The 23,440-nt window shown below is 62.1% G+C and carries 23 protein-coding genes and 4 pseudogenes; 19 read left to right on the forward strand and 8 right to left on the reverse strand.

Translation table 11 applies throughout. The features are described from left to right. The first annotated feature begins 26 nt into the window (after positions 1-26). A complete protein-coding gene (locus tag ACVWZ4_RS22920; RefSeq protein ID WP_456790337.1) occupies positions 27-2,768 on the forward strand; it encodes an EAL domain-containing protein in 2,742 nt (913 codons plus the stop codon). Between the two features lie 13 nt (positions 2,769-2,781). On the opposite strand, the gene ACVWZ4_RS22925 is transcribed toward ACVWZ4_RS22920, so the two are convergent. Continuing rightward, a complete protein-coding gene (locus ACVWZ4_RS22925; RefSeq protein WP_456735829.1) occupies positions 2,782-3,036 on the reverse strand; it encodes a hypothetical protein in 255 nt (84 codons plus the stop codon). Between the two features lie 249 nt (positions 3,037-3,285). Between ACVWZ4_RS22925 and rocF the strand changes: the two genes are divergently transcribed. After that, the gene (rocF, locus tag ACVWZ4_RS22930) at positions 3,286-4,263 is read left to right on the forward strand and encodes an arginase (RefSeq protein WP_456704755.1); all 978 of its coding nucleotides are present in this window, start codon (positions 3,286-3,288) and stop codon (positions 4,261-4,263) included. Between the two features lie 143 nt (positions 4,264-4,406). Next, complete coding sequence (locus ACVWZ4_RS22935) at positions 4,407-4,691, forward strand: hypothetical protein (protein ID WP_456704754.1); 285 nt, start codon at positions 4,407-4,409, stop codon at positions 4,689-4,691. Positions 4,692-4,795: 104 nt separating this feature from the next. Here ACVWZ4_RS22935 and ACVWZ4_RS22940 read toward each other — a convergent pair whose 3' ends face one another. Further along, the gene (locus ACVWZ4_RS22940; protein WP_456704753.1) at positions 4,796-6,043 is read right to left on the reverse strand and encodes an NRAMP family divalent metal transporter; all 1,248 of its coding nucleotides are present in this window, start codon (positions 6,041-6,043) and stop codon (positions 4,796-4,798) included. A 258-nt stretch (positions 6,044-6,301) separates the two neighbouring features. Continuing rightward, on the reverse strand, positions 6,302-7,042 hold the full coding sequence (locus ACVWZ4_RS22945) for a Crp/Fnr family transcriptional regulator (protein WP_456704752.1): 741 nt from the start codon (positions 7,040-7,042) through the stop codon (positions 6,302-6,304). Between the two features lie 223 nt (positions 7,043-7,265). On the opposite strand from ACVWZ4_RS22945, the gene ACVWZ4_RS22950 reads away from it, so the two are divergent. Next, positions 7,266-7,439 (forward strand): DUF3606 domain-containing protein, encoded by a 174-nt coding sequence (locus tag ACVWZ4_RS22950; RefSeq protein ID WP_456704751.1) that lies wholly within the window; start codon positions 7,266-7,268, stop codon positions 7,437-7,439. A gap of 15 nt (positions 7,440-7,454) precedes the next feature. Here the strand turns inward: ACVWZ4_RS22950 and ACVWZ4_RS22955 are convergent, their stop codons facing one another. Then, a complete protein-coding gene (locus tag ACVWZ4_RS22955; RefSeq protein WP_456704750.1) occupies positions 7,455-7,640 on the reverse strand; it encodes a hypothetical protein in 186 nt (61 codons plus the stop codon). A 328-nt stretch (positions 7,641-7,968) separates the two neighbouring features. Between ACVWZ4_RS22955 and ACVWZ4_RS22960 the strand changes: the two genes are divergently transcribed. Together ACVWZ4_RS22960 and ACVWZ4_RS22965 are read left to right on the forward strand one after the other, a co-directional pair. Continuing rightward, positions 7,969-8,217 (forward strand): hypothetical protein, encoded by a 249-nt coding sequence (locus tag ACVWZ4_RS22960; RefSeq protein WP_456704749.1) that lies wholly within the window; start codon positions 7,969-7,971, stop codon positions 8,215-8,217. A gap of 112 nt (positions 8,218-8,329) precedes the next feature. After that, entirely contained in the window at positions 8,330-8,587 is a 258-nt protein-coding gene (locus ACVWZ4_RS22965) for a hypothetical protein (RefSeq protein WP_456704748.1), read from the forward strand. A 233-nt stretch (positions 8,588-8,820) separates the two neighbouring features. On the opposite strand, the gene ACVWZ4_RS22970 is transcribed toward ACVWZ4_RS22965, so the two are convergent. Next, positions 8,821-9,021 (reverse strand): hypothetical protein, encoded by a 201-nt coding sequence (locus ACVWZ4_RS22970; protein WP_456704747.1) that lies wholly within the window; start codon positions 9,019-9,021, stop codon positions 8,821-8,823. 612 nt (positions 9,022-9,633) lie between these two features. Then, positions 9,634-9,834, reverse strand: coding sequence for a hypothetical protein (locus tag ACVWZ4_RS22975; protein ID WP_456741258.1), 201 nt, complete (start codon positions 9,832-9,834; stop codon positions 9,634-9,636). A gap of 358 nt (positions 9,835-10,192) precedes the next feature. On the opposite strand from ACVWZ4_RS22975, the gene ACVWZ4_RS22980 reads away from it, so the two are divergent. Beyond that, positions 10,193-10,975, forward strand: coding sequence for a DUF4261 domain-containing protein (locus tag ACVWZ4_RS22980; protein WP_456741259.1), 783 nt, complete (start codon positions 10,193-10,195; stop codon positions 10,973-10,975). Between the two features lie 1,150 nt (positions 10,976-12,125). Continuing rightward, a complete protein-coding gene (locus tag ACVWZ4_RS22985; protein ID WP_456742255.1) occupies positions 12,126-12,434 on the forward strand; it encodes a hypothetical protein in 309 nt (102 codons plus the stop codon). A 151-nt stretch (positions 12,435-12,585) separates the two neighbouring features. Here ACVWZ4_RS22985 and ACVWZ4_RS22990 read toward each other — a convergent pair whose 3' ends face one another. Continuing rightward, positions 12,586-12,741, reverse strand: coding sequence for a hypothetical protein (locus ACVWZ4_RS22990; RefSeq protein WP_456741260.1), 156 nt, complete (start codon positions 12,739-12,741; stop codon positions 12,586-12,588). A 91-nt stretch (positions 12,742-12,832) separates the two neighbouring features. On the opposite strand from ACVWZ4_RS22990, the pseudogene ACVWZ4_RS22995 reads away from it, so the two are divergent. The 6 genes and pseudogenes from ACVWZ4_RS22995 to ACVWZ4_RS23020 all read left to right on the forward strand — a co-directional run. After that, positions 12,833-13,024 (forward strand): annotated as a pseudogene (locus ACVWZ4_RS22995) (M23 family metallopeptidase); the annotation flags it as partial. Between the two features lie 285 nt (positions 13,025-13,309). Then, positions 13,310-13,621: pseudogene (locus ACVWZ4_RS23000) on the forward strand (phage terminase large subunit); the annotation flags it as partial. Further along, positions 13,607-13,837, forward strand: a pseudogene (locus ACVWZ4_RS23005) (GNAT family N-acetyltransferase); the annotation flags it as partial. The pseudogenes ACVWZ4_RS23000 and ACVWZ4_RS23005, both read left to right, overlap by 15 nt. Positions 13,838-14,035: 198 nt before the next feature. Continuing rightward, entirely contained in the window at positions 14,036-15,304 is a 1,269-nt protein-coding gene (locus tag ACVWZ4_RS23010; RefSeq protein ID WP_456738200.1) for a CaiB/BaiF CoA transferase family protein, read from the forward strand. 88 nt (positions 15,305-15,392) lie between these two features. After that, positions 15,393-16,592 (forward strand): acyl-CoA dehydrogenase family protein, encoded by a 1,200-nt coding sequence (locus tag ACVWZ4_RS23015; protein ID WP_456735817.1) that lies wholly within the window; start codon positions 15,393-15,395, stop codon positions 16,590-16,592. 9 nt (positions 16,593-16,601) lie between these two features. Then, positions 16,602-17,165 (forward strand): flavin reductase family protein, encoded by a 564-nt coding sequence (locus ACVWZ4_RS23020; RefSeq protein ID WP_456704743.1) that lies wholly within the window; start codon positions 16,602-16,604, stop codon positions 17,163-17,165. A gap of 6 nt (positions 17,166-17,171) precedes the next feature. Here ACVWZ4_RS23020 and ACVWZ4_RS23025 read toward each other — a convergent pair whose 3' ends face one another. Then, positions 17,172-18,080 carry an NAD(P)-dependent oxidoreductase gene (locus ACVWZ4_RS23025; RefSeq protein ID WP_456704742.1) on the reverse strand — a complete coding sequence of 303 codons (909 nt, stop codon included), beginning with the start codon at positions 18,078-18,080 and terminating at the stop codon, positions 17,172-17,174. Between the two features lie 179 nt (positions 18,081-18,259). Here ACVWZ4_RS23025 and ACVWZ4_RS23030 point away from each other — a divergent pair, with 179 nt between their 5' ends. From ACVWZ4_RS23030 to ACVWZ4_RS23050, 5 genes and pseudogenes are all read left to right on the forward strand, one after another. Beyond that, positions 18,260-19,243, forward strand: a complete 984-nt coding sequence (locus tag ACVWZ4_RS23030) for an ABC transporter substrate-binding protein (protein ID WP_456735816.1) — start codon at positions 18,260-18,262, stop codon at positions 19,241-19,243. A gap of 74 nt (positions 19,244-19,317) precedes the next feature. After that, a pseudogene (gene ilvD, locus ACVWZ4_RS23035) lies at positions 19,318-21,013 on the forward strand (dihydroxy-acid dehydratase). A 32-nt stretch (positions 21,014-21,045) separates the two neighbouring features. Then, positions 21,046-21,885 (forward strand): ABC transporter ATP-binding protein, encoded by an 840-nt coding sequence (locus tag ACVWZ4_RS23040; RefSeq protein WP_456704739.1) that lies wholly within the window; start codon positions 21,046-21,048, stop codon positions 21,883-21,885. Next, complete coding sequence (locus ACVWZ4_RS23045) at positions 21,882-22,667, forward strand: ABC transporter permease (protein WP_456741261.1); 786 nt, start codon at positions 21,882-21,884, stop codon at positions 22,665-22,667. The genes ACVWZ4_RS23040 and ACVWZ4_RS23045 overlap by 4 nt, the downstream gene beginning before the upstream one ends. Then, the gene (locus ACVWZ4_RS23050; RefSeq protein WP_456735814.1) at positions 22,664-23,431 is read left to right on the forward strand and encodes an ABC transporter permease; all 768 of its coding nucleotides are present in this window, start codon (positions 22,664-22,666) and stop codon (positions 23,429-23,431) included. The genes ACVWZ4_RS23045 and ACVWZ4_RS23050 overlap by 4 nt, the downstream gene beginning before the upstream one ends. Positions 23,432-23,440: the final 9 nt, after the last annotated feature.

Here is a 23,440-nt window from a genome sequence, read left to right on the forward strand (position 1 = left end):
TGATGCGGGTGTGTGGGGAGGATCGGGTGAAACGCTATCGGCCGCATATCCTTGTCGTGATCGCTCTGGCGGTCGTGCTGTCCACCGGGTGGCATGGCCCGCTTCGCAACGTGCTCACGGATCTCCGTTTCGCCTGGCAGTCGCGTTCCGCGACCGGCAAGGTCGTCGTGGTCGCTATCGACGCCCCTTCGATCGATCAGATCGGCGTATGGCCCTGGCCACGCAGTCTGCACGCCGATCTCCTGCACCGGCTTGAGGCCGCCGGAGTGCAGGAGGTGGCTTTCGACATCGATTTCAGCACACCGTCTGATCCGGTTGCCGATGAAGCCTTCCTCACCGCGCTTCGCGAGGTGGGCGGCTCGACGATCCTGCCCTCGTTCAAGCAGCCGACGCCAAATGGTGGCGCGGCTCACATCAATCGTCCCCTGAAGCCGTTCGGCAACCAGTCGTGGCCGGCCGTCGTCAATGTCGCGGTTGAATCCGATGGGCTCGTTCGCCGCTATCCCGTCGGAGAGAAACTCGGCGATGCGCAGATTCCGTCGATGGCGGTGGTTTTGGCCGGACAGGACGCCAATCGACGGCCGCCTTTTCTGATCGACTTCAGCATCCGGGCGGCTTCGATTCCCGTCGTTTCCTATGTCGACGTGTTACGCGGCGATGCCGCAGCGCTCGACAAACTGCAGGACAAGAAGGTCATTGTTGGTGCCACGGCACTCGAACTGGGCGACCGCTTCAGCGTTCCGAACGGCCGCATCCTCGCCGGACCCGTTCTGCAGGCGATGGCAGCGGAATCTGTCCTTCAGAACCGGATGCTGGGCTGGACGTCCGATGCCGGCACGATTCTGAGTCTCGGCCTGATCTGCCTCATCATGTTGTATACTTGGCGCCGTGTCGCACCGGGGGCTCGCGTTGCGATCCTGGTCGCAGCGGGAGCAGGCATCGAACTCGCAGCCGTCCTTGTCCAGGAACGCTGGCCGGTTGTCGTTGATACGTCGCTGTTCCACATCGCGATCGTCGCCTATCTGGCGGCGATCGCGCTGGACGAGATCGACTTCCGCAGCCTGCTGGGGCGCATCGCCGAAAGCCGCTTTCACCGCATCGCGATGTCGCTGGGCGACGGTCTGGTCTGCACCGACGAAGATCATCGGATCACGGTCTGGAATCCCGGCGCGAGCGCGATCTTCGGCTATATGCCGACCGAGATGATCGGGCGCCCGTTTGAAACGCTTTGCGCGATCGCGGCCGATGGCGGCGGCAAGACTTTCGCCATGCGCGATGCAGCGCGCCAGGCCCTGTTGGTTCCCGGCGGGGCCGTCGTCGTCGAGTTCGAGGGCCGACGCAAGAATGGCGAAACTTTCCCCGTCGAGGCGAGCCTCTCGGGCTGGCAGGGAACGGACGGCTTCCAGTATGGCGCGATCATGCGGGACATTTCCGTGCGCAAGCGCGCGGCCGAGCGCGTCAGATATCTGGCCGAATATGACGCGCTGACGGGGCTCGCCAACCGCAACACGTTGCACGCGGGACTCATCGGTCTGATCGCTGCTGCGGACGGGCCTTCGGAGGTCGCGTTGCTCGTGCTCGGGCTCGATGGCTTTCAGCAGATCAACGACATGCTTGGACACGCGGCCGGCGACCTCGTGCTGCGCGCGGTGGCTGAGCGCCTGCGGACCCAAGCCGATAGCAAGGCACTCGTCGCCCGGCTCGGCGGCGACGAGTTTGCAATTGCGCTGGATTGCGCCGGTCTCGGTGAACCGATTGCTTCGTTGGCCGAGCGGATTGCGCGCGCGTTCGAGGCTCCGCTCGCAACGGGTACGCGCCAGCATCGGGTTAGGATCAGCATGGGTGTCGCCGTCTATCCCGACGGTGGACAAAGCGCGGACGATCTCCTCAGCAACGGCCATCTTGCGCTGAGCAAGGCCAAGCTGACGCGACGCGGCGGCCATGTGATCTTCGAGAGCGCGATCAGGCAGGAGCTGGAAAGCCGGCTGACGCTGGAGAGCGAACTGGCGCTTGCCGCAGACCGGGGCGAGTTCGAGCTGTTCTACCAGCCCCAGGTTCGCCTGGTCGATGGCGGCCTGGTCGGAGCCGAAGCGCTGATCCGCTGGCGGCATCCGGCGCGTGGCTACGTCTCGCCCGGCGAGTTCATGCCGGTCGTCAATACCTCGGCACTGTCCGAGCGGATCGCGAACTGGGTGATGGAGACCGCGGCCCGGCAGGCGCGCGCGTGGGAATTGTCGGGCAATGCTGTCCGCGTCGCCATCAATCTCTCGCCCTCGCAGCTCCAATCAGGCGAGCTCGCGCATTCGGTTGCGCAGTTGCTGAAAACGACGGGGCTCAGCCCGTCGCTGCTCGAGATCGAAGTCACCGAGGACATCCTGCTGCACGACGAGGATCGGGTCCTCGACATGTTCAAGCGTATCCAGCAGCTCGGTGTCCGCATTCTGTTCGATGATTTCGGAACGGGCTATGCAAGCCTGAGCTATCTGAAGAAGTTTCCGCTCGACGGCCTCAAGATCGACCGCTCCTTCGTGCTCGACCTGCTTTCGGATTCCGACGATGCTGCGATCGTCGGCTCGACCATCGGTCTCAGCAAGCAGCTTGGCCTGACGGTGGTTGCCGAAGGCATCGAGAATCGCGCGACGGCCGACTTCCTGGTCAGTATGGGCTGCGAGGAAGGGCAGGGCTATTTCTTCGGCCGTCCGATGCCTGCCGAGGCGTTCGGAAAGCAGTTCCTGGCGGCTGAGCCTGAAGCTGTCAGCGCGGCCTGAGCTGGCTCGATCGTCAGCGCCGGCGCGCAACCGCCACGCCGAAGAGGAACGCGACGAAGAGGCTGGCCAGGGGGGCTTCGCGCGTGATCGCCGCGACTGTGGCGAGCGGCCGGCCCGGCTTTCGTGCTTCATCAATGGCGTAAGTGAGGCGATCGACGGCGGCACGCAACCCACCGGCGACCTCGCCGAAGGTACGGGACACCTCGGTCGCTGCATCGATGGCGCGCTCGGCCATGCCGGGCTCGGGATTAGGCTGCGGTATGTCCATGCTCAAGCTCGCGACCTCCAGACCCGACGACGCAATTGAGGCCGGCACCTTTGGCTATCCGCGCGTGCGCTCGTTTTGAACAGCGGGCCCGAAGGCCTTTGGCTATCCGCGACATGCGCCGTCTTGAACGGCGGGTACCGGCCTTGGGGAGAAAATGCGGCGCGCGGGAATTTGTTCCGGCACCCCGTGAAACGGCGGGTGCGAATCTCTGTTACGCTGGTGCAGCCTTGCTGATCTCAGGAGATTGCCGTGACCGATCGAACCATCACGGATCGAGCCCGGCGCATCGCATTGCTGGGCGCGCCGATCGATATGGGCGCTTCGCAGCGCGGTACCCTGATGGGCCCTGCGGCGCTGCGGACCGCCGGCCTCGCAACAGTGCTCGAAAGCTTGGATTTCGAAGTCGTCGACTTCGGCGATCTCTCAATAGCCGAAGTCGGGGATCTCACCGACAGGCCGCCGCAGCAGGCCAATCATTACCGCGAAATCCAGCGCTGGACCCGCGTACTCAGTCGGCGCGGCTATGAGGTCGCGCAAACCGGTGCCCTGCCGATCTTCCTTGGCGGCGATCACACGTTGTCCATGGGGTCCGTCAATGCGATGTCGCGCCATTGGCAGGAGCGCGGCCGCGACCTGTTCGTGCTCTGGCTCGACGCGCATGCCGATTACAACACGCCGGAGACGACGATCACGGCCAATATGCACGGCATGTCGGCCGCGTTCCTTTGTGGCGAGGCCGGTCTCGATGGCCTGTTGGGAGATGTTCCACGCGCCTCGATCGATCCGGACAGGCTCGATCTGTTCGGCGCGCGCTCAATCGACAAGCTCGAGAAGGAGTTGATGCGCGCGCGTCGGATCAGGGTCGTCGACATGCGCCAGATCGACGAGTTCGGCGTCGCTGTGCTGATCCGGCGCGTTATCGAGCGCGTCAAAGCAAGCAACGGCGTGCTGCATGTCAGCTTCGACGTCGATTTTCTCGACCCGTGCGTCGCGCCGGGCGTCGGCACCACGGTACCCGGAGGGGCGACCTATCGGGAGGCACATCTGGTCATGGAGTTGCTGCACGATTCCGGCGTGGTGGGATCGGTCGACATCGTCGAGCTCAATCCGTTCCTGGATGAGCGCGGCCGCACCGCGCGCGCCGTCGTCGAACTGATCGGCAGCCTGTTCGGTCAGCAGATCACCGATCGGCCCACGCCCAGCAACGCGATCGCGCCGGGCGAGTGACGCAACTCATCGTGCGTTGCAAGAAATGGAGGAGGCCGGCCTGAAGCCAGAGGCCCGCATTGGCCGGGAACTCGCTTGAGCCGGAGCGGAACTCGCGGGCCGCGGTTGAATTAACTCACGAGAGGAAAAATAGGGGTTATTCGATGAGGACCGACCGCTTCGCGAACTCCATCTCCTCAGCGCTTCGCCACCCCGGCGTGATCGCGTTGGTTGTGGCCGGCCTGACGATTGCTGCGATGCTGGTCGTCGATCACGGTCCCTGGAGCCGAGCCAAGACACAGCCGGCCCATGTCGCAATGTATGCGACCACTGGCGAGGCCGCCCGAGCGGCGGGCGCCAAGGTGCTTCCGACCGACCCAAAATCTCCGATTGAGCCGGAGCGGCCCGGGCCAAAGACGTCTCCGACGGTCAATCCGGTGACGCCCTAACGTTGAGCTCTTGCGGCCGCAGCTGAGGAAGCCGTTGCCGCCTTTGGCGGATGGCGCTTTCTCGACCGGTCAGATACCGCCATAACCACCTGTCGTCATGAAGTCTAGCCCATCACGGACGAGCCGAGCATGGCGAGGACGGCCAGCGCCATCAGCGCGGTGCCGAGCCATCCCAGCACGACGAGCCACGACCGCGCCTTGAAACGCCCCATGATCGCCTTGTTCGAGACGATGAGCATCATCATCGCCATGATCGGGACGGCCACGATACCGTTGAGAACGGCGCTCCACACCAGCATGTGAATCGAGTCGATTCCCGTGAAACCGAGACAGAAGCCGATCACGGTCGCGGCTGCGATGATGGTGTAGAAGCCGACCGCCTTCTCTGGCTTTGCTTCCAGCGTCGCGCGCCAGCCAAAGATTTCAGCAACGCCATAAGCCGCCGAGCCCGCCAGCACCGGGATCGCCAAAAGACCCGTGCCGATGATGCCGAGCGCGAACAGCGCGAAAGTGAAATCGCCGGCGAGCGGCCGTAGCGCCTCGGCCGCTTCGGTCGCGGAGTTGATGTTGGTGACGCCGTTTGCGTTCAGCACCGAGGCCGTGGTCAGGATGATGAAGAACGCGATGCAATTCGACAGCAGCATGCCAACGGAGGTGTCGGCCCTGATGCGTGCGATTTCGGGATCGCCGCCGCTCGGCAGATCGCGCAACGGCTTGTCGCGCTGGCCCTGATTCATCTCCTCGACCTCCTGGGAAGCCTGCCAGAAGAACAGATAGGGGCTGATCGTGGTGCCGAGCACTGCGACGACCATCATGAAATAGTCGCTGTTGACCGTCGCCTTCGGCCATACTGTGGCCAGCAGCGCCGTACCCCAGGGGATGTTCACCGTGAAGGCGGTGGCGACATAGGCGAACAGCGCCAACGTTAGGAATTTCAGCACCGGCGAGTAGCGGCGATAGGGCACGAACACCTGGAGCAGGGTCGAGCCTGCCGCGAAGATCAGCGCGTGCTCGTGGTTGAGCCCGCCGATGACCAGCGAGAGCGCTTCGGCCATCGCAGCGATGTCGGCGGCGATATTGAAGGTGTTGGCCACGACGAGCAGCGTCACGAGCCCCATCACGATCCAGCGCGGGGCGAGCTGCAGGACGTTGGCGGCTAGCCCCTTGCCCGTGACCCGGCCGATCCGCGCGCTGACGAGCTGGATCGCGATCATGAACGGCAGAGTCAGAAATACCGTCCAGAGCAGCCCGTAGCCGAATTGCGCGCCCGCTTGCGAATAGGTGGCGATGCCCGACGGGTCGTCGTCGGCGGCGCCCGTGATCAGGCCGGGTCCGAGCCGCTGCAGCAGCATCGGTGCCGACTTTGTCGGTGCGACGACGCTGTCGCTTTTGGAAGCTGGACGTTTGGACCGGTTCGACAGGGCTCACCTTCCGGAATTGCGAATTCAGCTATCAATCGCGATCGTAGCCGCAAAGTTCCATCGTCGCACGGCTTACGAGACGGAGCGTTGCGTGATTCCCTTGCTAGCACGTTGAGACTTTGGGGGGTACGAGCCTTGCCCCGCTTCCGCATGGACATGAGCGAGGTGTTCGTTCGCTGAACGACCCGCTCAGGACGATGGCGACAAATGCAGATAGCGGCCGTCGAACTGGGCGAGCTCCTGGAGCTTGTATTCGTTGAGTATCTTCACGGTGCCGCGCTGAAGCTCCAGAACGCCGTCGATGCGCAGCTCGCGCAGGATGCGGTTGGTATGAACGCTGGTCACGCCCATGGCTTCGCCGAACTGCTCTTGCGTCAGCGGAGCTTCAAACGTGTTGTCGATCACACGGCCGATCAGGCGCAGCCGCTCGCGCAACTCCACGATCAGATGGGCAAGCCGGTTGTAGGTCGAGCGCTGGCCGACATTGACGATCCACTCCCGGGATACAGCGGCATCCACCAGCGTGTCGCGCCAGAACATATCGCCGACACCAGGCTGCTGGCGGATGAGGTCGTTGAGCGCCCTGTTGGCCATGAAGGCCAACGTGCAGTCGGACAGCGCGATCAGGTCATGGTCGGCGGTCGCGAAATGCAGGTTTTGCAGATTGGGCAGATCGCCGGGAATGTGGATCGACAGGATCTGGCGCCTGCCGTCTGCGATCGTCTTGGAGCGAACGCAGAAGCCGTCCACGATCAGGCAACATTCGCTCGGCTGCTCGCCGTCGCGCAGCACGGTCTGGTTTTCGCGAAAGTTGCGGAGTGTGAACGGCAGCGCCGCGAGAGCTCGGAGGTCCCGGTCATCGGCACCGGTCGTCGTCTTCAGGCGCTGGAACAGCGGCGCCCAGATCATGTCGCTTGTCACGTCTCTCATTCCCCCACGCGCCTTAACGCGTGAGGCCAAAAAGCACAGACGCCGGCTCGCTGCGGACAACAAAGGTTAAGTGACGCGCGCCCGGCTTCTCTACATTGTGGATGATGGGTTAGCGAATGAGTCAAATACAACAAATGTTAAGTGACGCGGGTCTCGATAGGCCGCCGTTCGCTTTCGGAACCGCCGGTGGCCAGTGACGTTCTTTTGGGAGGAGGACGTCGGGATGGACCATCTGACGAAGCGCGAACAGCCGGACCGCAGCAAGATCAACATGCACGAGGCCTGGGAGGTCAAGTACTGGAGCCATGCACTCGGCGTCTCCAGGGAAGAGCTGCAACGGGCTGTCGACAAGGTCGGCAATTCAGCGGCGGCCGTCCGCAAGGAGCTGGCGCTGTGAGCCGGCCGGCGCGATCTACTTGATGCTGACGAACATGCCCCAGGCGGCCGCGAGCGCGGCGCCGGTGAAGACCACCAGCGGCCTGTCGCAGAACGCCCCGCCGTAGCTGCAGACGTCAGCGCCGAACGAACCAAGTTCGTGGCGGCCTGCCGAATAGAACAATCCCGAAAGTGCAAGCAACACGCCGGCGACGTAGTACATCGGCTCCCTCCTGAGCACGGACATGTGCCAGCGTGACGCGAACAGATTTCCTTCCGCCGAATCCGGCCGCGTGCATTCGATTAAAGCTTGACCCATCGGGAAAATGCAGGTCCTGCACCAGCGACGAAGCCGTTTTGAAACACGGCTGAAACCAGATCGTCCTGAACTCCGCCGGTGCTGGCCCCGACCAACTGAGCGAAAAGGAGATCACGATGATCCAGATTGGTTCGAAGGAAGAAGTCGCGTTGCTGCTCGCGCTGTTCGGGACGCATGCCCAGCCGGTCAGGAAGCCCAGGCCGAAGCCGCAGCAAGGCTGAGATGCGAAGCCATGCCGGGTCTGGCCGATAGCCTGAGCTTTTTGCGTTTGCTGATTGCCAGGGGTGACCCGAAAGGCATTCCGCTGGCCATGGGCACGATCGACGACTATCTCGCGATGGCACCGGCCAGCGCACGCAGACGCGGTCTGCGCGTGCTGCAGCAGGATGCGATCGAGCTGCATGTCACGTCGGTCGGCGTGCAGCGCTCATTCGCCGAGACTGTGGACGCCTATATCGAGCGGAAGCTGGCGGAGGAGTGAGGCCTTCGGGTTTCCTGCTTCGGCTCCATCCTGAAGATCTGGCATCTCTCTTGCTGCATGATGTCTCCATACCGGCCCGGCCAGTCGGGCCGTTTCAGATTGAGGCGACCACATGCAAGCAACGTCCCGTTTCGAAGCGACCGCGTCCCTGCAGCTCCACGCTCTAATCTCCGACCTGCGCTGGCGGGTTCGGATGCTCGAGGGCGACATTGCCGAGGAGGAGCGCAACGCAGGGACGACCGATCCCGGCAGTCCGACCTATTCCATGCTTGCCCAGGCGTTACGTGCCCGCCGCGACAATTTGCGGACCTCGATCGCCCTGCTGGAGGCGCGGATCGAGCGGACGACGGGGCTGCAGCGAGCCGCCTAGCGGAGAGCTCCGTGTTCCCGGATCCTGCGTCCTGGGTCCTGTGCCAAGGTTCTTCGCCTGAAGCGATCCTTTCAGCAAGCCGATCTTGCGGCTGAGTTGCCAGACCTCGACCCCGCCGCGGCGCGCAAACCGCCGCGCATAAGCGAGCGCGGATGTATCGGACGGAGCCTCGAACGCCTCCGCGTTGCGGAAGAGGCCGTCTTCGCCGACCAGACAGGCACGATATTGCGCGCTCATGTCGGTGTCCTCAGGCCGGGCGAATGCAGCCAGGCATCGATCTGCATGGCCGTCTCGTCTTGCCGCGCGCGGCGCAACAGCGTCTCGCGGCGGCGTCCCGGCGCAAGCGTGCGGGCTTCCTCGCGCAATTGCGCCGCTTCTTCTGCTAGCCTCTCGTGAAGTGTCTTGGTTTGCTTGAAACGACGCCGCTTCAACATGGCGCTGCTCCCAAGTTCGAGGAAGACGGAGCGCGACCGGACGCTCTTATCACCGATGAACGTAAGTGGCCTTGTGGTGATGGTTAACTGTACGGCGCGTACTGAAGAGGAGTCCGTATCATTTGATAAATGGCCAAAAAGAATCCGTGATGATTGGATGGTGCAGTTTCGGCGTTTTGAGCCGCTTACTCATGCCGCGCCTTTGCGGGTCTAAAGTTCACTATTGAACAAAGGCAGCGTCGGGTCGTTTGCTCGGCCGAGGCTCTGCCAGTAGGAGCCGGCGGGTGAGAGACCGAGCGTGCTCCCGCCGGCCAAGCCAGCAGCATCGCCATACGGTCGCTCTCCGATCCGCCGCGTCCACAACGAGGCGTCCGCAATCTCGGCGCAGGACGCCCGATCCATTTCCGAGTGAAGCTGGCGAGGGGCCGCAGCGCTGACCGCAAGCGGTGCCGCTTGCGCCTTTTAGGAACTTCCGCTTTCCGGCCGGACTTTGTTACGCGGCCGGTCTGCCGCCGATTGACCGGTCTGGAATGGCGGCTCCGGCGCCCAAGCCCCCCGTCAGCGCCGGGGCCGTCCTCCGTCGCGCAACGAGCTACGAGATGCGCGGCAGCGCTAATCGTCGCGGGAGAGATCGCCGGGCTTGGTCGGAATGCCGATGGTGCCGCCATCGCCGTGAACGAGATCGCGGTTCTTGTCGTCCGTCTTCGGTGCATCTTCGATCACAGCCTCTCGGGTATCGCGGGTCTTGTCGATGCGCGGCTCCGGAGTGTGTCGCGAAATTGGCGATGTTGTCGAACCGATCTTCGATGTCATGGCCGATCCTCCTGATCGACCAACGCGCGCGTGCGCCCGATCGTTCGTTTGACACGTCGGGCAAAACACGGGCATGATGGCACCATAGAGAGACTTTGGTTTAGCCCGCGCGGAGGGATCCGTAGCGGGCTTTTTCGTTCTCGAATGGAGTTGCTCATCTCCCGTGTGGATTGCCGGCAGGTCGTCAGCGGAGCTTGCACAATGAACTTCCTGGTTCGCTCCCGCTCCAGCGGTTCGCAAAAGCCTAAGTGTCCGAAATTACGACCTAGACAATGTTCCCGTTTTGTTCTACATCAGTTCCCTCAACCTGTGAGCGAGCCTCGATCGACGTTGGCCCGTTCGCTCTTGGGAGGCGACGATGAGGAATTCATTTCTTGCTTTTGTATTGCTGGAACGTCCTGCAGCGCCTGTCATGGCGGCGCTCGCCGCTGCGCTTCGCACCCGGCACCCTGAGCTGGCCGCGGGGATCCATCCAAGCGATGCGGGTATCCGCCAGGATTCGGCGGGTGCGTCTGTCCTCCGCTGTGGCGATCAACTCATTACGGTGAAGTCGATGCCGACGCCCATTCCAGGGGATCCCGGGCTATGGTCGCGCGCAACTACGGCCTGGCCGGAGGCGAGCACAGTCGCGGCGCGGCACAGCGGTCATTTGATGGTCTCGGTGCTCGGACAAAACCAACAATTGTTGCCCACGGCTCGCCTGATGACCGCTGCTGTTGGTGCCTTGATAGCGACGATGCCGGAATGCTGCGCTGTGGTCTGGGATGGCAAGGCTGCACGACCTGCTGATCTTTGGCTGCATCTTTCCATGCAATCCTATGCACCGTCCCCTGTCTATCCGTTCCAGCTCTGGGTCGATGTTCTGCCTTTCCGCTCGCAGAAAGGCATTGGCTCAGTGACGATGGGACTGACCGCTTTTGCCGGCCGTGAGGTTGAGTTCGAGACGTCCAGGCGGGCGTTAGGGGCCTTGATCGAAAAGGTGGCGGGCCTTGTTGTCTATCTCATCGAACACGGACAAGTGCTCAGAGACGGCGACACATTCGGGGGCGATGCGAAGGAGCGTATCGTCGTTCGTTACAAGAATTCCGATCGGTTCAATGGCATGCCCGTGTTTCACTGTACCGATGGCTCGTTGGAGTAGTGCCACACGGGATGCCCATGCATCCTCTATCGAGAAGCGTTTGCGCAAGCCAAAGCCGAAAAAATTCTATCACGTCGGGCCCGACTTCAGGTTTCAGACGACGCCAGGATGGCAGATGGAAAATATCCCTGTTCACGAGCGCAAAGCCTGTGTCGATCGTTCGTCGATTGGTTGACAGATAGTTCGCTATCGAGACTCTTTCTCGAAATCAACACAAGAGAGCAGCTGCCGGTTTGCGGCAGAGCGGAGCGCTGACGCCATGCCGTCGGCTTAAGAGGCGACGTCGCAAACACGTGATCGCAGAGTGGCGATATCCGCGGCACGGCTGCATCTGCATGCCGTGCGCGAATTTAGCGGTCAGCTCTTGGCCCGCCGTTTCACCAATCACGGCCAGTCGGCGCATTCGCGGATGAACCGAGCTATCTCATTCCGCCGCCGATCTGGGGATCGGAAGCCTCAGCCAATCCGCGAGATGCTGCAGCAGAATGGTTCTCCCGCCGGATACAGCCGCTCCGTCGCCGGGATTGAAGCTCGGCTGCGATTTTGAGTTGGCGCAACGCGTTTGACACGTCGGGCAAAACACTGGCATGATGGCATCATCGAGAGAGTTTGGTTCAGCCCGCACGGAGCAATCCGGAGCGGTTTTTTTCATGGTATTGCGCTGGCCGCGAGATTGCAGCGCGTGCTATTGCAATTCGAGGTTTGACACGTCGGGCAAAACACCGGCATAATGGCATCATCGAAACGAGTTTATGAGGCCCGCGCGGAAAGCATCCGTTGCGGGCTTTTTCGTTTCGATTTCGAGATCGGACGGCGTGCCGCGCATCGCGGCCTCGCCCTCGTTGAAACGCGTTCATGGAGCGCCGATCAGCGCGCCGCCGTCCGAACCGGTTATTGGCCGTGCACGCGCGAACGTGCCGGCCCGCGGCGCGAGCCTTTGCTTGCGCCGCCGCGGTCCCCGCAAGACGGGGATAAGGTTCGCGCCGAAACGATCGCGCCTCGTGCCGCGATCTGCCGCACTCTTGTTTTCTCGTGTTCGTCTTGGAGAAACGATGACGGTCTATCTGATATCGCTCGCGCTTGCGGGGCTGGTCGCAATTGTCGTGTGGGAGATTTCTGCTTGAGTGACGGTCTTGAATACGAGCCAAAAATCGCGGACGTTTACCGGCCTGTCGCGAAGAAGCCATCGAAGGCGCGAACGCTGACCGAGATCCGGTCGATCGCGCGCAGTCACACCAGGACGGCGGTCAACGTGCTCGTCGGCATCATGCGCAGCAGCGATGCGACTCCGGCCGCCCGCGTCTCCGCCGCCAACGCGATCCTCGATCGCGGCTGGGGCAAGGTGGCGCAGCCGATCGCGAATGGTGAAGACGGCGTGCTCGAGTTGATCCACCGGATCGAACGCATCATCGTGCATCCGGAGAGTGCCGGTGTCAGTGAGACTGACGCCGATACTTGAGCCGTCAGAAAGCTCGATTGAGAATCCGCTCGATTGATCGTTTGACACGTCGGGCAAAACAGCGGCATAATGGCATCATCGAAACATGCAGGTTCAACCCGCGCCGGGCAAACGGTCGCGGGTTTTTCATTTCGGTGATGCTTCCAGGACCTTACTTGTTCCTGGTCTGCTTGCTGGCCTTGCGCTGCGCAGCATAGGCGCGCTGAACCTGGTCGCTGCAATAGGACAGCTTTCGGCCATCGCCGGTGAAATGTCCGTTGTTGATGATCCAGAGTATGACGGTCTTGTCGTCGATCTTCTTGAACATCAGGTTCTCGAGGCGAATGCGGTCAGCATCAGCGCCAACATCGCATGATTCAGAATCCTGAAGACCGGTAACATTCTCACACGAGTCTCCCGTGTCGATCAGATCGAGTGGGAACGGCCTCCTTCATCAGATCCTCCACACCAATGCCCGGCATGTGAAGATCGGCGACCCAGTGGCCGCAGGCCAGCTCATCGGGACCATGGGGAATACAGGCGTCTTTCGCCGCGATGGGAAGCCGGGGGATGCACATGTTCACTATCAAATCAAGGATACTGATGGACGTCTCATGGATCCAAGCGCCTTTGCCGATGCGTTGGGGCCATTCGATCCGAATCCGGCATCGCCAGCTCATGTCCCAGAGCATCGCCGATGCTTGCGGGATGCCCGCGTGGTCCCTGCAGCGGCTCCGGAAGATGTACGGATACTGACGAGAGTGCCTGCCGGAAGCCCGAACAAAACGCGGTTTCTCCTGATCTGGGCCAGGCTGCGGCACGCCGAACAACGAAGACTGGTCCGCGATATGGCGCAGGCGCACCGGCCTGCCCCGGGGCGAGAGCGAGCGCATCCATTGTCGATCCTCAAAATTCCCACCGCCAAGATATTCGAGTCACTGCTCAAGCCCGCACGCTACAAGGGCGTCTACGGTGGGCGTGGCTCGGGCAAATCGCATTTCTTCGGCGAGCTCATGGTCGAGACCTGCCAGGCCGAGCGCGGCACGCTCGCGGTCTGCATCCGCGAGGCGCAGCGGACGCTGGCGCAATCGTCGAAGCGGCTGATCGAGGGCAAGATCGCGAGCCTCGGTCTTGGTCATGGTTTCAAGCTGTTCAGCGACAAGATCGAGACACCAGGCGACGGGCTGATCATCTTTCGCGGACTTCAGGTCTTGCAGCGGCATTGGGGAAGGGGACTTCAGCTGAGGTTGATGCGGGCCGTCGAAGCACGGGGCCGTCGCATCGGATGGGACAGTATCGTTTCGGATACAACGGACAATCGTTTCTCTGCGAACAACTTCATCAAGGCGGGTTACCGTCTCTTTGAACCTGAGATGCCCTGGGCTTGGTCCCATACGCTCTATTGGCAAAGGTCGCTTCGCTGAGTCGGGTTTCCGTGATGCGGAACGGGGCCTTGCACCGTCAAATTGCACAGCGCCTATATAGCCGGCCCTGTTCACCTGGAATGCCCTTTTGGGTTTGAAACGTCGTGGCTGAAGCACTTGCGCAGTCGGCTCAGCCGGGCTTTAAGTGCGCTAGCAGGAAATTCGGCGGGCACAAGCCGATGTAAGGGAGCGCCAAGGATGTCCACCAAGCCTCAATTGCCGGAACGTCCGTTGCGGGCGGCGGGAAAGCCAACTGCACTTGATGGTCTGCTAGTCATTGATTTCACGCGCGTGGTCGCGGGCCCCGCCTGCACGCAAACGCTCGCCGATTTCGGTGCGCGCGTCATCAAGATCGAAAACCCTGAGGGTGGCGACGACACGCGTGCTTATGAGCATGCCGAGATCGGCGGGGAGAGCGCGGCCTATCTCAGCCTGAATCGCAACAAAAATGGCATTGCGCTGGATCTCTCGGTGCCGGAGGCGCGCGAGGTCGCGCTGGATCTGATCCGCAAGGCGGATGTGGTGGTGGAAAATTTTTCCAGCGGGGTCATGAAGAAGTTCGGCCTCGACTACGAGGCTGTCGCTCCGCTCAACCCGCGGCTGATTTATTGCTCGATTTCGGCTTACGGACGTACCGGACCGTTCGCTTCACGCCCAGGTTTTGATCCCATCACGCAAGCCGAGAGCGGCTTCATGTCGCTCAACGGATTTGCGGATGGTCCGGCGGTTCGCACTGGACCGCCTGTTGTCGACATGGCGACGGGCATGTCCGCCTGCAATGCCATTCTGCTGGCGCTGCTGGCGCGGGATCGACTCGGCCGCGGCCAGCATGTGGAGGTCGCGTTGTTCGACGTCGCCATGGGCATGACTGGCTTCTACGGAATGGCCTATCTGATCAACGGTGAGAATCCCGGCCGGTTTGGCAATTCGCCGAGCGGGTCTCCGACAGTCGGCGTCTACGAAGCCTCCAACGGTCCGCTTTACATGGCTTGCGCCAATGACCGGTTGTATCGCCGGCTGGTCGTGGAGGTGCTGAACCGCCCGGATCTCATCAACAATCCGCAATTCGCTACGCGGAAGGCGCGCTCCGAGAACAAGGAGTTGCTGCGCACTGCCATCGCGGAAGTGTTCGCGAGCGACACACTCGAGAACTGGATGGCGAAGATGAAGCTGGCCAATATTCCGGTTGGCTATCTCCGGACCGTGGAGGAGGGATTCAATGCGCCCGAGGCGCGCGAGCGCGCGCGCCTGAGCCGGATCCCGCATCGCACGGCGCAGTGGGTGCCGAATATCGAGCCGCCGATCAGCATGAGCCTCACAGCGGCAGTTGATCCCGTGGCCGCGCCGCTGTTAGGTGAGCATACCGAGGGCGTTATGCGCGAGACGCTTGGTTACGATGCCGACCGGATTGCCACTTTGACCCAAAAAGGGGCATTTGGCCTGCGCAAGGCCGCGACGTCGGACTGAGCACTGCGCCAGCTTGATTTGAAGTGGTTCCCGCCGCATAAATGCATGAGAGCGAGGGACGCGAATGGTGCCTGGTCAAGACCCGAGCATGGGGCAGTCGGTAGAGGCCGGCGAAAGAGCCTATGTAACGATGATTGCCAAGGCCCGCTCGCTCGTGCCGCAATTGCGTGAACGCGCAGCTCGCACCGAGGAGCTGCGGCATCTGCCACCGGAAACCGAACAGGACCTGCATGATGCCGGCCTGTTCCGGATGCTTCAGCCGCAGCGCGTCGGCGGCGCCGAGCTCGACTATGTCGCCCTGATCGATTGCGCGGAGTTGCTCGGACAAGCCGATGCATCGGTGGCCTGGAACCTTGCCAATCTGGCAAGCCATCATTGGATGCTCGGCATGTTCGAAGAACGTGCACAGGATCTGGTCTGGGGCAAGACCCCGGACGTGCTGATCGCGTCATCGTTCATTTTCCCCGCCGGCCGCGCCAGCAAGGTTGCGGGCGGATACCGGCTGCGCGGAAGCTGGCCGTTCTCGTCGGGCGTCGGGTCTTGCGCGTGGAACATGCTCGCAAGCGTCGTCGCATCCGACGACGAGGCCGATGGCATCGAATATCGCATCTTTTTGTTGCCGAAGGCCGACTACAAGATACTCGATACCTGGAACGTCGCGGGACTGCGCGGGACCGGGTCGTCGGATGTCGAAGTCAGGGATGCCTTTGTACCCGATTATATGACGGTCGCGGTGGGGGACCTTGCGGGAGGTCCGACGCCCGGAAGCAAGGTGAACCCCAGTCCGCTGTATGCGCTGCCGGTGTTCTCGTTGTTTCCTTATGTTCTTTCCGGCGTCGCGCTCGGGAATGCACAGGCGTGTCTGGACGATTATGCGGAGGTCGCGCGTCGCCGCATTTCGACGTACAACCGCGCCAAGCTGAGCGATTTCCAGAGTACGCAAATCAAGATCGCCGAAGCTTCCGCCAAGATCGATGCTGCGCGCCTCATCATGCGCTCGGCCTGCACCGAGGCGATGGAGAACGCACGGCGCAGCCACACGCCCGATATGGTCACCAAAACCAGATATCGCCGTGACGGGGCGTTCTCGGTCAATCTGTGTACGGACGCCGTCTCGATGCTGTTTGCCGCGAGCGGGGCGCGCGGCCTGTTCACGACGGGGGGGTTGCAGCGGCAATTTCGCGATGCGCATGCGATCAATTCGCACCTCGCATTCAATTTCGATGCGGCTGGAACCAATTATGGACGCGTGGTCCTCGGCCTGCCGTCCGAGAATCTCACCTTGTGAGGCCGGCCGATGAATGATCTGCCGAAGCAGCCGGCCGCTCCTGATCCAGCCAACGAGTTCGCGAGCGACAACTCGCAGATTGATCCACGTGATTTTCGCAACGCTCTCGGCACTTACGGAACTGGGGTAACGATCATCACGGCTACGGCTTCCGATGGAAAGCCGTATGGCATCACCTGCAATTCATTCGCCTCGGTCTCCTTGAACCCCCCGTTGGTTCTCTGGAGCCTCGGAGTTTACTCATCGAGCCTGACCGTTTTCCAGAATGCCACCCACTTCACGGTCCACGTGCTGGACACCTCGCAGCAGGCGCTGGCGAACAAATTCGCAAAATCGTCCGAAGACAAGTTTGCCGGCGTGGAGTGGGCGCCTGGCCTCGGCAATGCGCCGGTGCTTGCAGAGAGTGTGGCGAGTTTTCAGTGCAGATCCGTCAATCGCTATTACGGCGGCGATCACGTGATCTTTCTCGGTGCGGTCGAGGCCTATGCCTATAGCGCGAAAGAGCCGCTGCTGTTTGCGCGGGGGACGTATGGCCGGTTTCTGGCCGACGATGAACGCAAGAAGTCTCCTTAAGAGCGTTCAGCGGTCTGTGGCGGAGAGCTTGTAGATTTCCAGAGCGTCCGCGTCCGGGCCGCGTGCAGCCTTGGCCAGCCTGAAGATCTGGCCCGCGAGGGTCGCCATCGGCACCGGCGTTGATGTCGCCTGGGCCACATCGGCGACCGTATCGAGGTCCTTGAGCATTGTCGCTATGTGCCCGAGCGGCGGCGAGTGGATGCCCTGGACCATGCGCGGCACGAAGAGCTGAAGCGGGATCGAATCCGCAAAGCCGCCGGCGAGCGCCTCGGGCAGACGGCTTGCTTCAATTCCAGCGTTCGAGGCGAGGCGCGTTGCCTCCGCAAGGACAGCCATTGCGCATCCGACGATCACCTGATTGCAGAGTTTGGTGGTCTGGCCAGCCCCAGTCGGACCCATGTGGGTGAACCTACGTGCCATAGCCAGCACGTAAGGCCGCACTTTCTCGATATCGTCAGCCGCTCCGCCAGCCATGATGGCGAGCGTGCCTTCTTCTGCCCCCTTGGTGCCGCCGGACACCGGTGCATCGATCAAGCCGGCGCCGTTCGCCGCTTTCAATCGCGCTGCGAGCTCGCGCGCAGCATCCGGATGGATCGATGAGAAGTCGACCACGAGCTTGCCTGCGCCCGGAGCTGCTGCAAGACCCTCCGGCCCGAAGATAACCGCTTCGACGGCGGCTGCATCTGTCACGCACATAAAGACGATATCGGAGTTCGCCAGCAGGTCGCGAGGTGTGCCGGCGCGCTTGGCACCTGCGGCGACGAGGGGAGCGACTTTACCCTCCGAGCGGTTCCAGACACTGACGTCATGGCCGGCCTTGAGCAGGCGTCGGGTCATGGGCGTCCCCATCAGTCCAAGGCCGAGATAGCCAAGCCTCTCGACGCCTTGCGGGTTTGCCCTGCTCTCATCAGCCACAGGTTGCCTCCTTCTGTCGCAGCGCAACGGTGCGCGAGCGCCGCCGCAACATCATAACGCATCTGGCAGCGAAACCGGACCGGTATGCATGGCTTGCCTGACTGTTTGAACCATGAAACATTTGGGGTTGGTCGGGTTTGGGTGGCGTCGATTGGCGCCGGAGCAGCGGAGTGGGCACGATGCGGGCAGTTTCGAAGTGGATCCTGGCAACCGGGGCTGTGGCGGCCATGATCGCGGTCGCAAGCCCCTCACGCGCGCAGCAGACGATCCGCGTGGGCTGGACCATCCCGGCCGAGGAATCCAAATACTGGATGATGCGCCGGCCTGCCGAATTTCCCGATATCGGCAAGACGTACAACATCGAGTGGACCCAGTTTCAAGGTACTGCGCCGATGACGCAGGCATTAGCGGCCGGCGCACTAGATTGCGCGACGCAGGCGCCGCTGTCGCTTGCCAACGGTGTGGTCGGTGGCAACCTCAAGGCTTACATCGTGGCGCAGCACGTCTTCGAGAAGCCCGGCGGTTTCTCGGTCTATTGGGCGGTCAAGGACGACTCGCCGATCAAGACGATCGCCGATCTCAAGGGCAAGACGGTTGGCATTTCGGTGATCGGCGGCGGCACGCAGGGTCCATTCAATCTGCTCTTGAAGCAGAACGGCGTCGATCCCGCCAAGGACATAAAGCTGGTCGAAGTCGGTTTTGCCGTCTCTGAGGATGCGCTGCGCCAGGGGCGGGTCGATGCGGTTAACATGAACCAGCCGTTTGCGGCACGCGCGGAGGCGAAGGGCGGCATCAGAAAACTGTTCTCGCTGTCGCAGGCGATGCCGAACATCGTGCACATTCTGGAAGCCTGTCGTGCCGATTTCGTCGACAAGAACCCGGACCTGGTCAAGGCCTATGTCCGCGACATCACGTCGGGCATGAAGAAGGCACTCGCAAACCGCGAAGAGACCCTGAAGGTGGTGTCCGAGGTGCTGAAGGCGCCCGTTCCGGTGCTCGATACCTATCTGCTCAAGGACAATGATTTCGGTCGCGATCCCGGTGCGGCGCCGAATTTCCCTGCAATCCAGAAGATGCTCGATATCTATGCGGACACGGGGATGCTGCCGAAGCTGGACGTGGCCCAGTTCAAGCATCCGACAATCGTCGCACCGCTGCAATAGCGACGGACGGTTTCCCGGATCAATGAGGTCGCAAATGTCCCCGCAGCGGGACATTGCATGAAGATGATGCAGGCATGAAGAAGCTGCGATCACGAATCACAACTGACGGCCTCGACCGGGCCCCCCATCGCGCTTTCATGCGCGCGATGGGCCTGGACGACGCGGCGATCGCCAAGCCGATGGTGGGCATCGTCAGCATGAAGGGCGAACAGACGCCCTGCAACATGACCCATGATTTCCAGGTGGCTGCCGCCAAGCTCGGTATAGAGGAAGCCGGCGGAACGCCCCGGGAGTTCTCGACTGTTTCGGTGTCCGACGGCATCAGCATGAATCATGAGGGGATGAAGTTTTCCCTGTTTTCGCGTGAGCTGATCGCCGACTCCATCGAGGCCGTCGTTCATGGTCTCGCCTATGATGCGCTGATCGGGTACGGCGGATGCGACAAGACGCTCCCGGGCGTGATGATGGGCATGGTTCGCTGCAACGTGCCTTCCATCTTCATCTATGGCGGGAGCTCGCTGCCCGGCCGCGTGGACGGACGGACGCTGACCGTTCTCGATTCCTACGAGGCCGTCGGCAGCTTCATGACCGGAGAGATCGACGCGGCGACGCTTGAGCGGATCGAGCGCGCCTGCTTGCCGACCGTGGGTGCCTGCGCCGGCCAATTCACCGCGAACACGATGGGGATGGTATCGGAAGCGATGGGACTGACGATTGCCAACGTCTCGATGGTGCCCGGAGTCTATGCCGAGCGCGCGCAGATCTCGCGCCGAGCCGGGCGTCTGATCATTGAGATGCTCGAGCGAGGCGGGCCGCTGCCGCGCGACATCGTGACTCGGAAATCCCTGGAAAACGGCGCGGCGATCGTTGCCGCGACGGGCGGATCGACGAATGCCGCACTGCATCTGCCGGCGATCGCGAACGAGGCGGGCATTGCATTCACGATCGATGATGTCGGCCAAGTCTTTGCAAGGACGCCGCTGATCGGGAACCTGCGGCCGGGCGGGAAGTACACGGCCAAGGATGTCTACGACATCGGTGGCGCTGCCGTTGTGATCCGCGAGTTGATCCAAAGCGACCATATCGATGGCGGCTGCCTGACCATCACCGGCCGTACGCTCGCCGAAGAATATGGCGCGGCCAATGCGCCCGATGGTGAAGTGGTTTATGCCGCCCGCGCGCCGATCATGCCCGATGGGGGTGTTGCTGTGCTGAAGGGCAATCTCTGTCCCGACGGCGCGGTCATCAAGGTTGCGGGTTTGAAGAGCCTGCTTTTCGAGGGGGTGGCGAGAGTCTTCGAGGATGAGGAGGCCTGTGTGGCGGCTGTTCGGGACCGCAGCTACAAGGCCGGCGAAGTGCTGGTGATCCGCAATGAAGGGCCGGTCGGTGGTCCCGGCATGCGTGAGATGCTCGGCGTCACCGCGCTCATTTACGGTCAAGGCATGGGTGAGAAGGTTGCCCTCATCACTGACGGCCGGTTTTCGGGCGCCACCCGCGGTATGTGTATCGGCTACGTATCCCCGGAAGCATTTGTCGGCGGTCCGCTGGCGCTCGTTCGCGACGGCGACAGAATCCGGATCGATGCTTGCCGGTCGCCGCATGGACCTGCTGATCAATGAGCAGGAACTCGCTGGACGCCGACGCGATTGGAAGCAACGGCCGCCGCGTCATCGTGCAGGTGCGCTCGCAAAGTATGCGCGCCTGGTCGGCCAGGCACCCGGCGGAGCAGTCACGCACGAGGGGCCGGCCCAGTGGCCGTGGTTCGATTGAGCGTTGCGCGCGTGAGTGAAGCGAGAGGCGGGATGAAGATAATGCCTTCGAGCGGATGGGTGAGACCGGCGACATCACAAAAGCCGGCTTCTGCGATCCTCGAGATCGACCGCGTCTCGCAGGTTTTCCAGACCTCGGCGCGGAAGGAGCATTTGGCACTATCGGAGATCTCCTTGACGATCGAGGAGGGCGCGTTCGTTTCCATTCTCGGTCCGTCCGGCTGCGGTAAGTCGACATTGCTTTACATCGTCGGTGGCTTTGTCAGTCCAACCAGAGGCGCGGCAAGGATGAAGGGACAGGCGATCACGGGCCCTGGTCCGGATCGAGGCCCGGTATTCCAGGAGTTCGCGCTGTTTCCGTGGAAGACCGTGCTCGGCAACGTCATGTATGGCCCGCGCCAGCGAGGCGTGCGAGCCACCGAAGCGGAAGCGGAGAGCCGCGCGCTGATCGAGATGGTCGGCCTCAAGGGTTATGAGAACTTCTATCCGAAGGAGCTGTCGGGGGGCATGAAGCAGCGCGTCGCCCTGGCCCGGACGCTCGCCTACCATCCCGAAGTCTTGTTGATGGACGAGCCGTTCGGTGCACTCGATGCTCACACCCGGACGCGTCTCCAGAACGATCTCTTGAACATCTGGGAGCGTGACCGCAAGACGGTCCTGTTCGTCACCCATTCGGTCGATGAAGCCGTCTTCCTTTCAGACAAGGTCGTGATGATGTCGAACTCTCCCGGCCGTATCAGGGAGGTCATCGATATCGACCTGCCGCGACCGCGGCGCCGCAACGAGCTTTTGCTCGATCCGGGCTACCAGAAATACGTCGTCGACATCGAGCGCATGTTCGACGAAAGCGACGAAGCCGGGTCGCCCGTATGATCTCGCCGGCTGCCCTGGTGAAGCGAACTGCTCCCGTGCTGGCCTGCATCGGATTGCTGGCAATTTGGCAGGTTGCATCGCTTGCGCTGAAGAGCGACAGCTTTCCAACTGCGACCGATGCGCTCCGCGCAATCCCGGATATCCTTGGGGACAAGGAATCTTTGATCAACGTCGTCGCTTCGCTCCGTCGCATGACGGTCGGGTTCGGTATAGCGGTGCTGGTCTCGATTCCGCTGGGCTTGTTGATGGGGCGTAGCCGCGCGGTTGCGGCCTTCTTCAACCCTCTTCTGATGGTGATCTATCCGGTGCCAAAAGCGGCGCTGATGCCGATCATCATGCTATGGCTCGGTGTCGGTGACATCACAAAGACGCTGGTGATCTTCCTGGGCGTCAGTCTTCCCGTGATCTATCACAGTTTCGAGGGCGCCAAAGCCGTCGAAGAGAAGATGCTATGGTCGGGCGCGGCGATGGGACTCTCGCCCCTGCAACGCCTCATCAGGATCGTGCTGCCTGCGGCGCTTCCGGAGATCCTGACCGGTTGCCGCACTGGCTTGGTGCTGGCGCTCATCACCATGATCACCAGCGAGATGATCGCACGCCAATCAGGAGCAGGGAACATCCTGTTCAATGCGCTTGATATGGGCCAATACGACACGGTCTACGCGATGATTATCATCGTCGGTGCGATGGGCATCTGCCTCGATGCGGTTTTTGAACGCGTCCGCGCGAGGCTCGTGCGCTGGTCCGAGCCTCAGTTCGACATGCCGATGAGCTTCTCATGATGCCCCGTTATCTCTCAGCAAACGTCATCTTTGGGCTTGCGCCGATCGTGCTGGTGATTGCGCTGTGGCAAGGCTTGGTGTCGTTCGGTGTCGCGCCGATGGTTTTGCTGCCTCCGCCGGGCCTCGTCTTCAGCCGGCTGCTGCAGCAGCTCGTGACATGGACGTTTCAGGAGGAAATCGTAGCCACGCTGATCCGGCTGTTTGCCGGTTTTGCAATCGCAGTCATCGTTGGTGTCAGCATCGGCCTTGCGGCCGCGGCCAGTCCCGTAATCAATGCGGTGGTCCGGCCGATCGTGCGTGTGCTGGCACCATTACCGAAGGTCGCGCTCTATCCGGCACTGCTGCTGTTGCTTGGATTCGGCCACGGATCGAAGATCACGCTGGTGGCCGCGGACGCGCTCTTTCCCATTTTGTTATCCACTTATTACGGGGCCTCGACGGTGGAGCAAAAGCTGGTCTGGTCTGCCATGGCGGCGGGAACGCCGCGCTATGAGATCCTGTTCAAGGTCGTATTGCCGGCGGCGATGCCGTCGATCCTGACCGGTTGCCGGATTGGCCTTGTCATTTCCTGCATCGTGGTGTTTCTGGCCGAGATGATCACGTCGACGGACGGGTTGGGACATGCGCTGGTAACAGCGGCTCGGACCTTCCAGGCCGTCGACATGTTCGTGCCGCTGATTGCGATCTCGCTGCTGGGGTTGATTCTGAATGGCCTGTTGGGCGCCGTGCGGTCGTACCTGCTACGAGGTTTCCCCGACGCGTGACCTGAAAAA

It is taken from the genome of Bradyrhizobium sp. USDA 4472 (assembly GCF_054058595.1).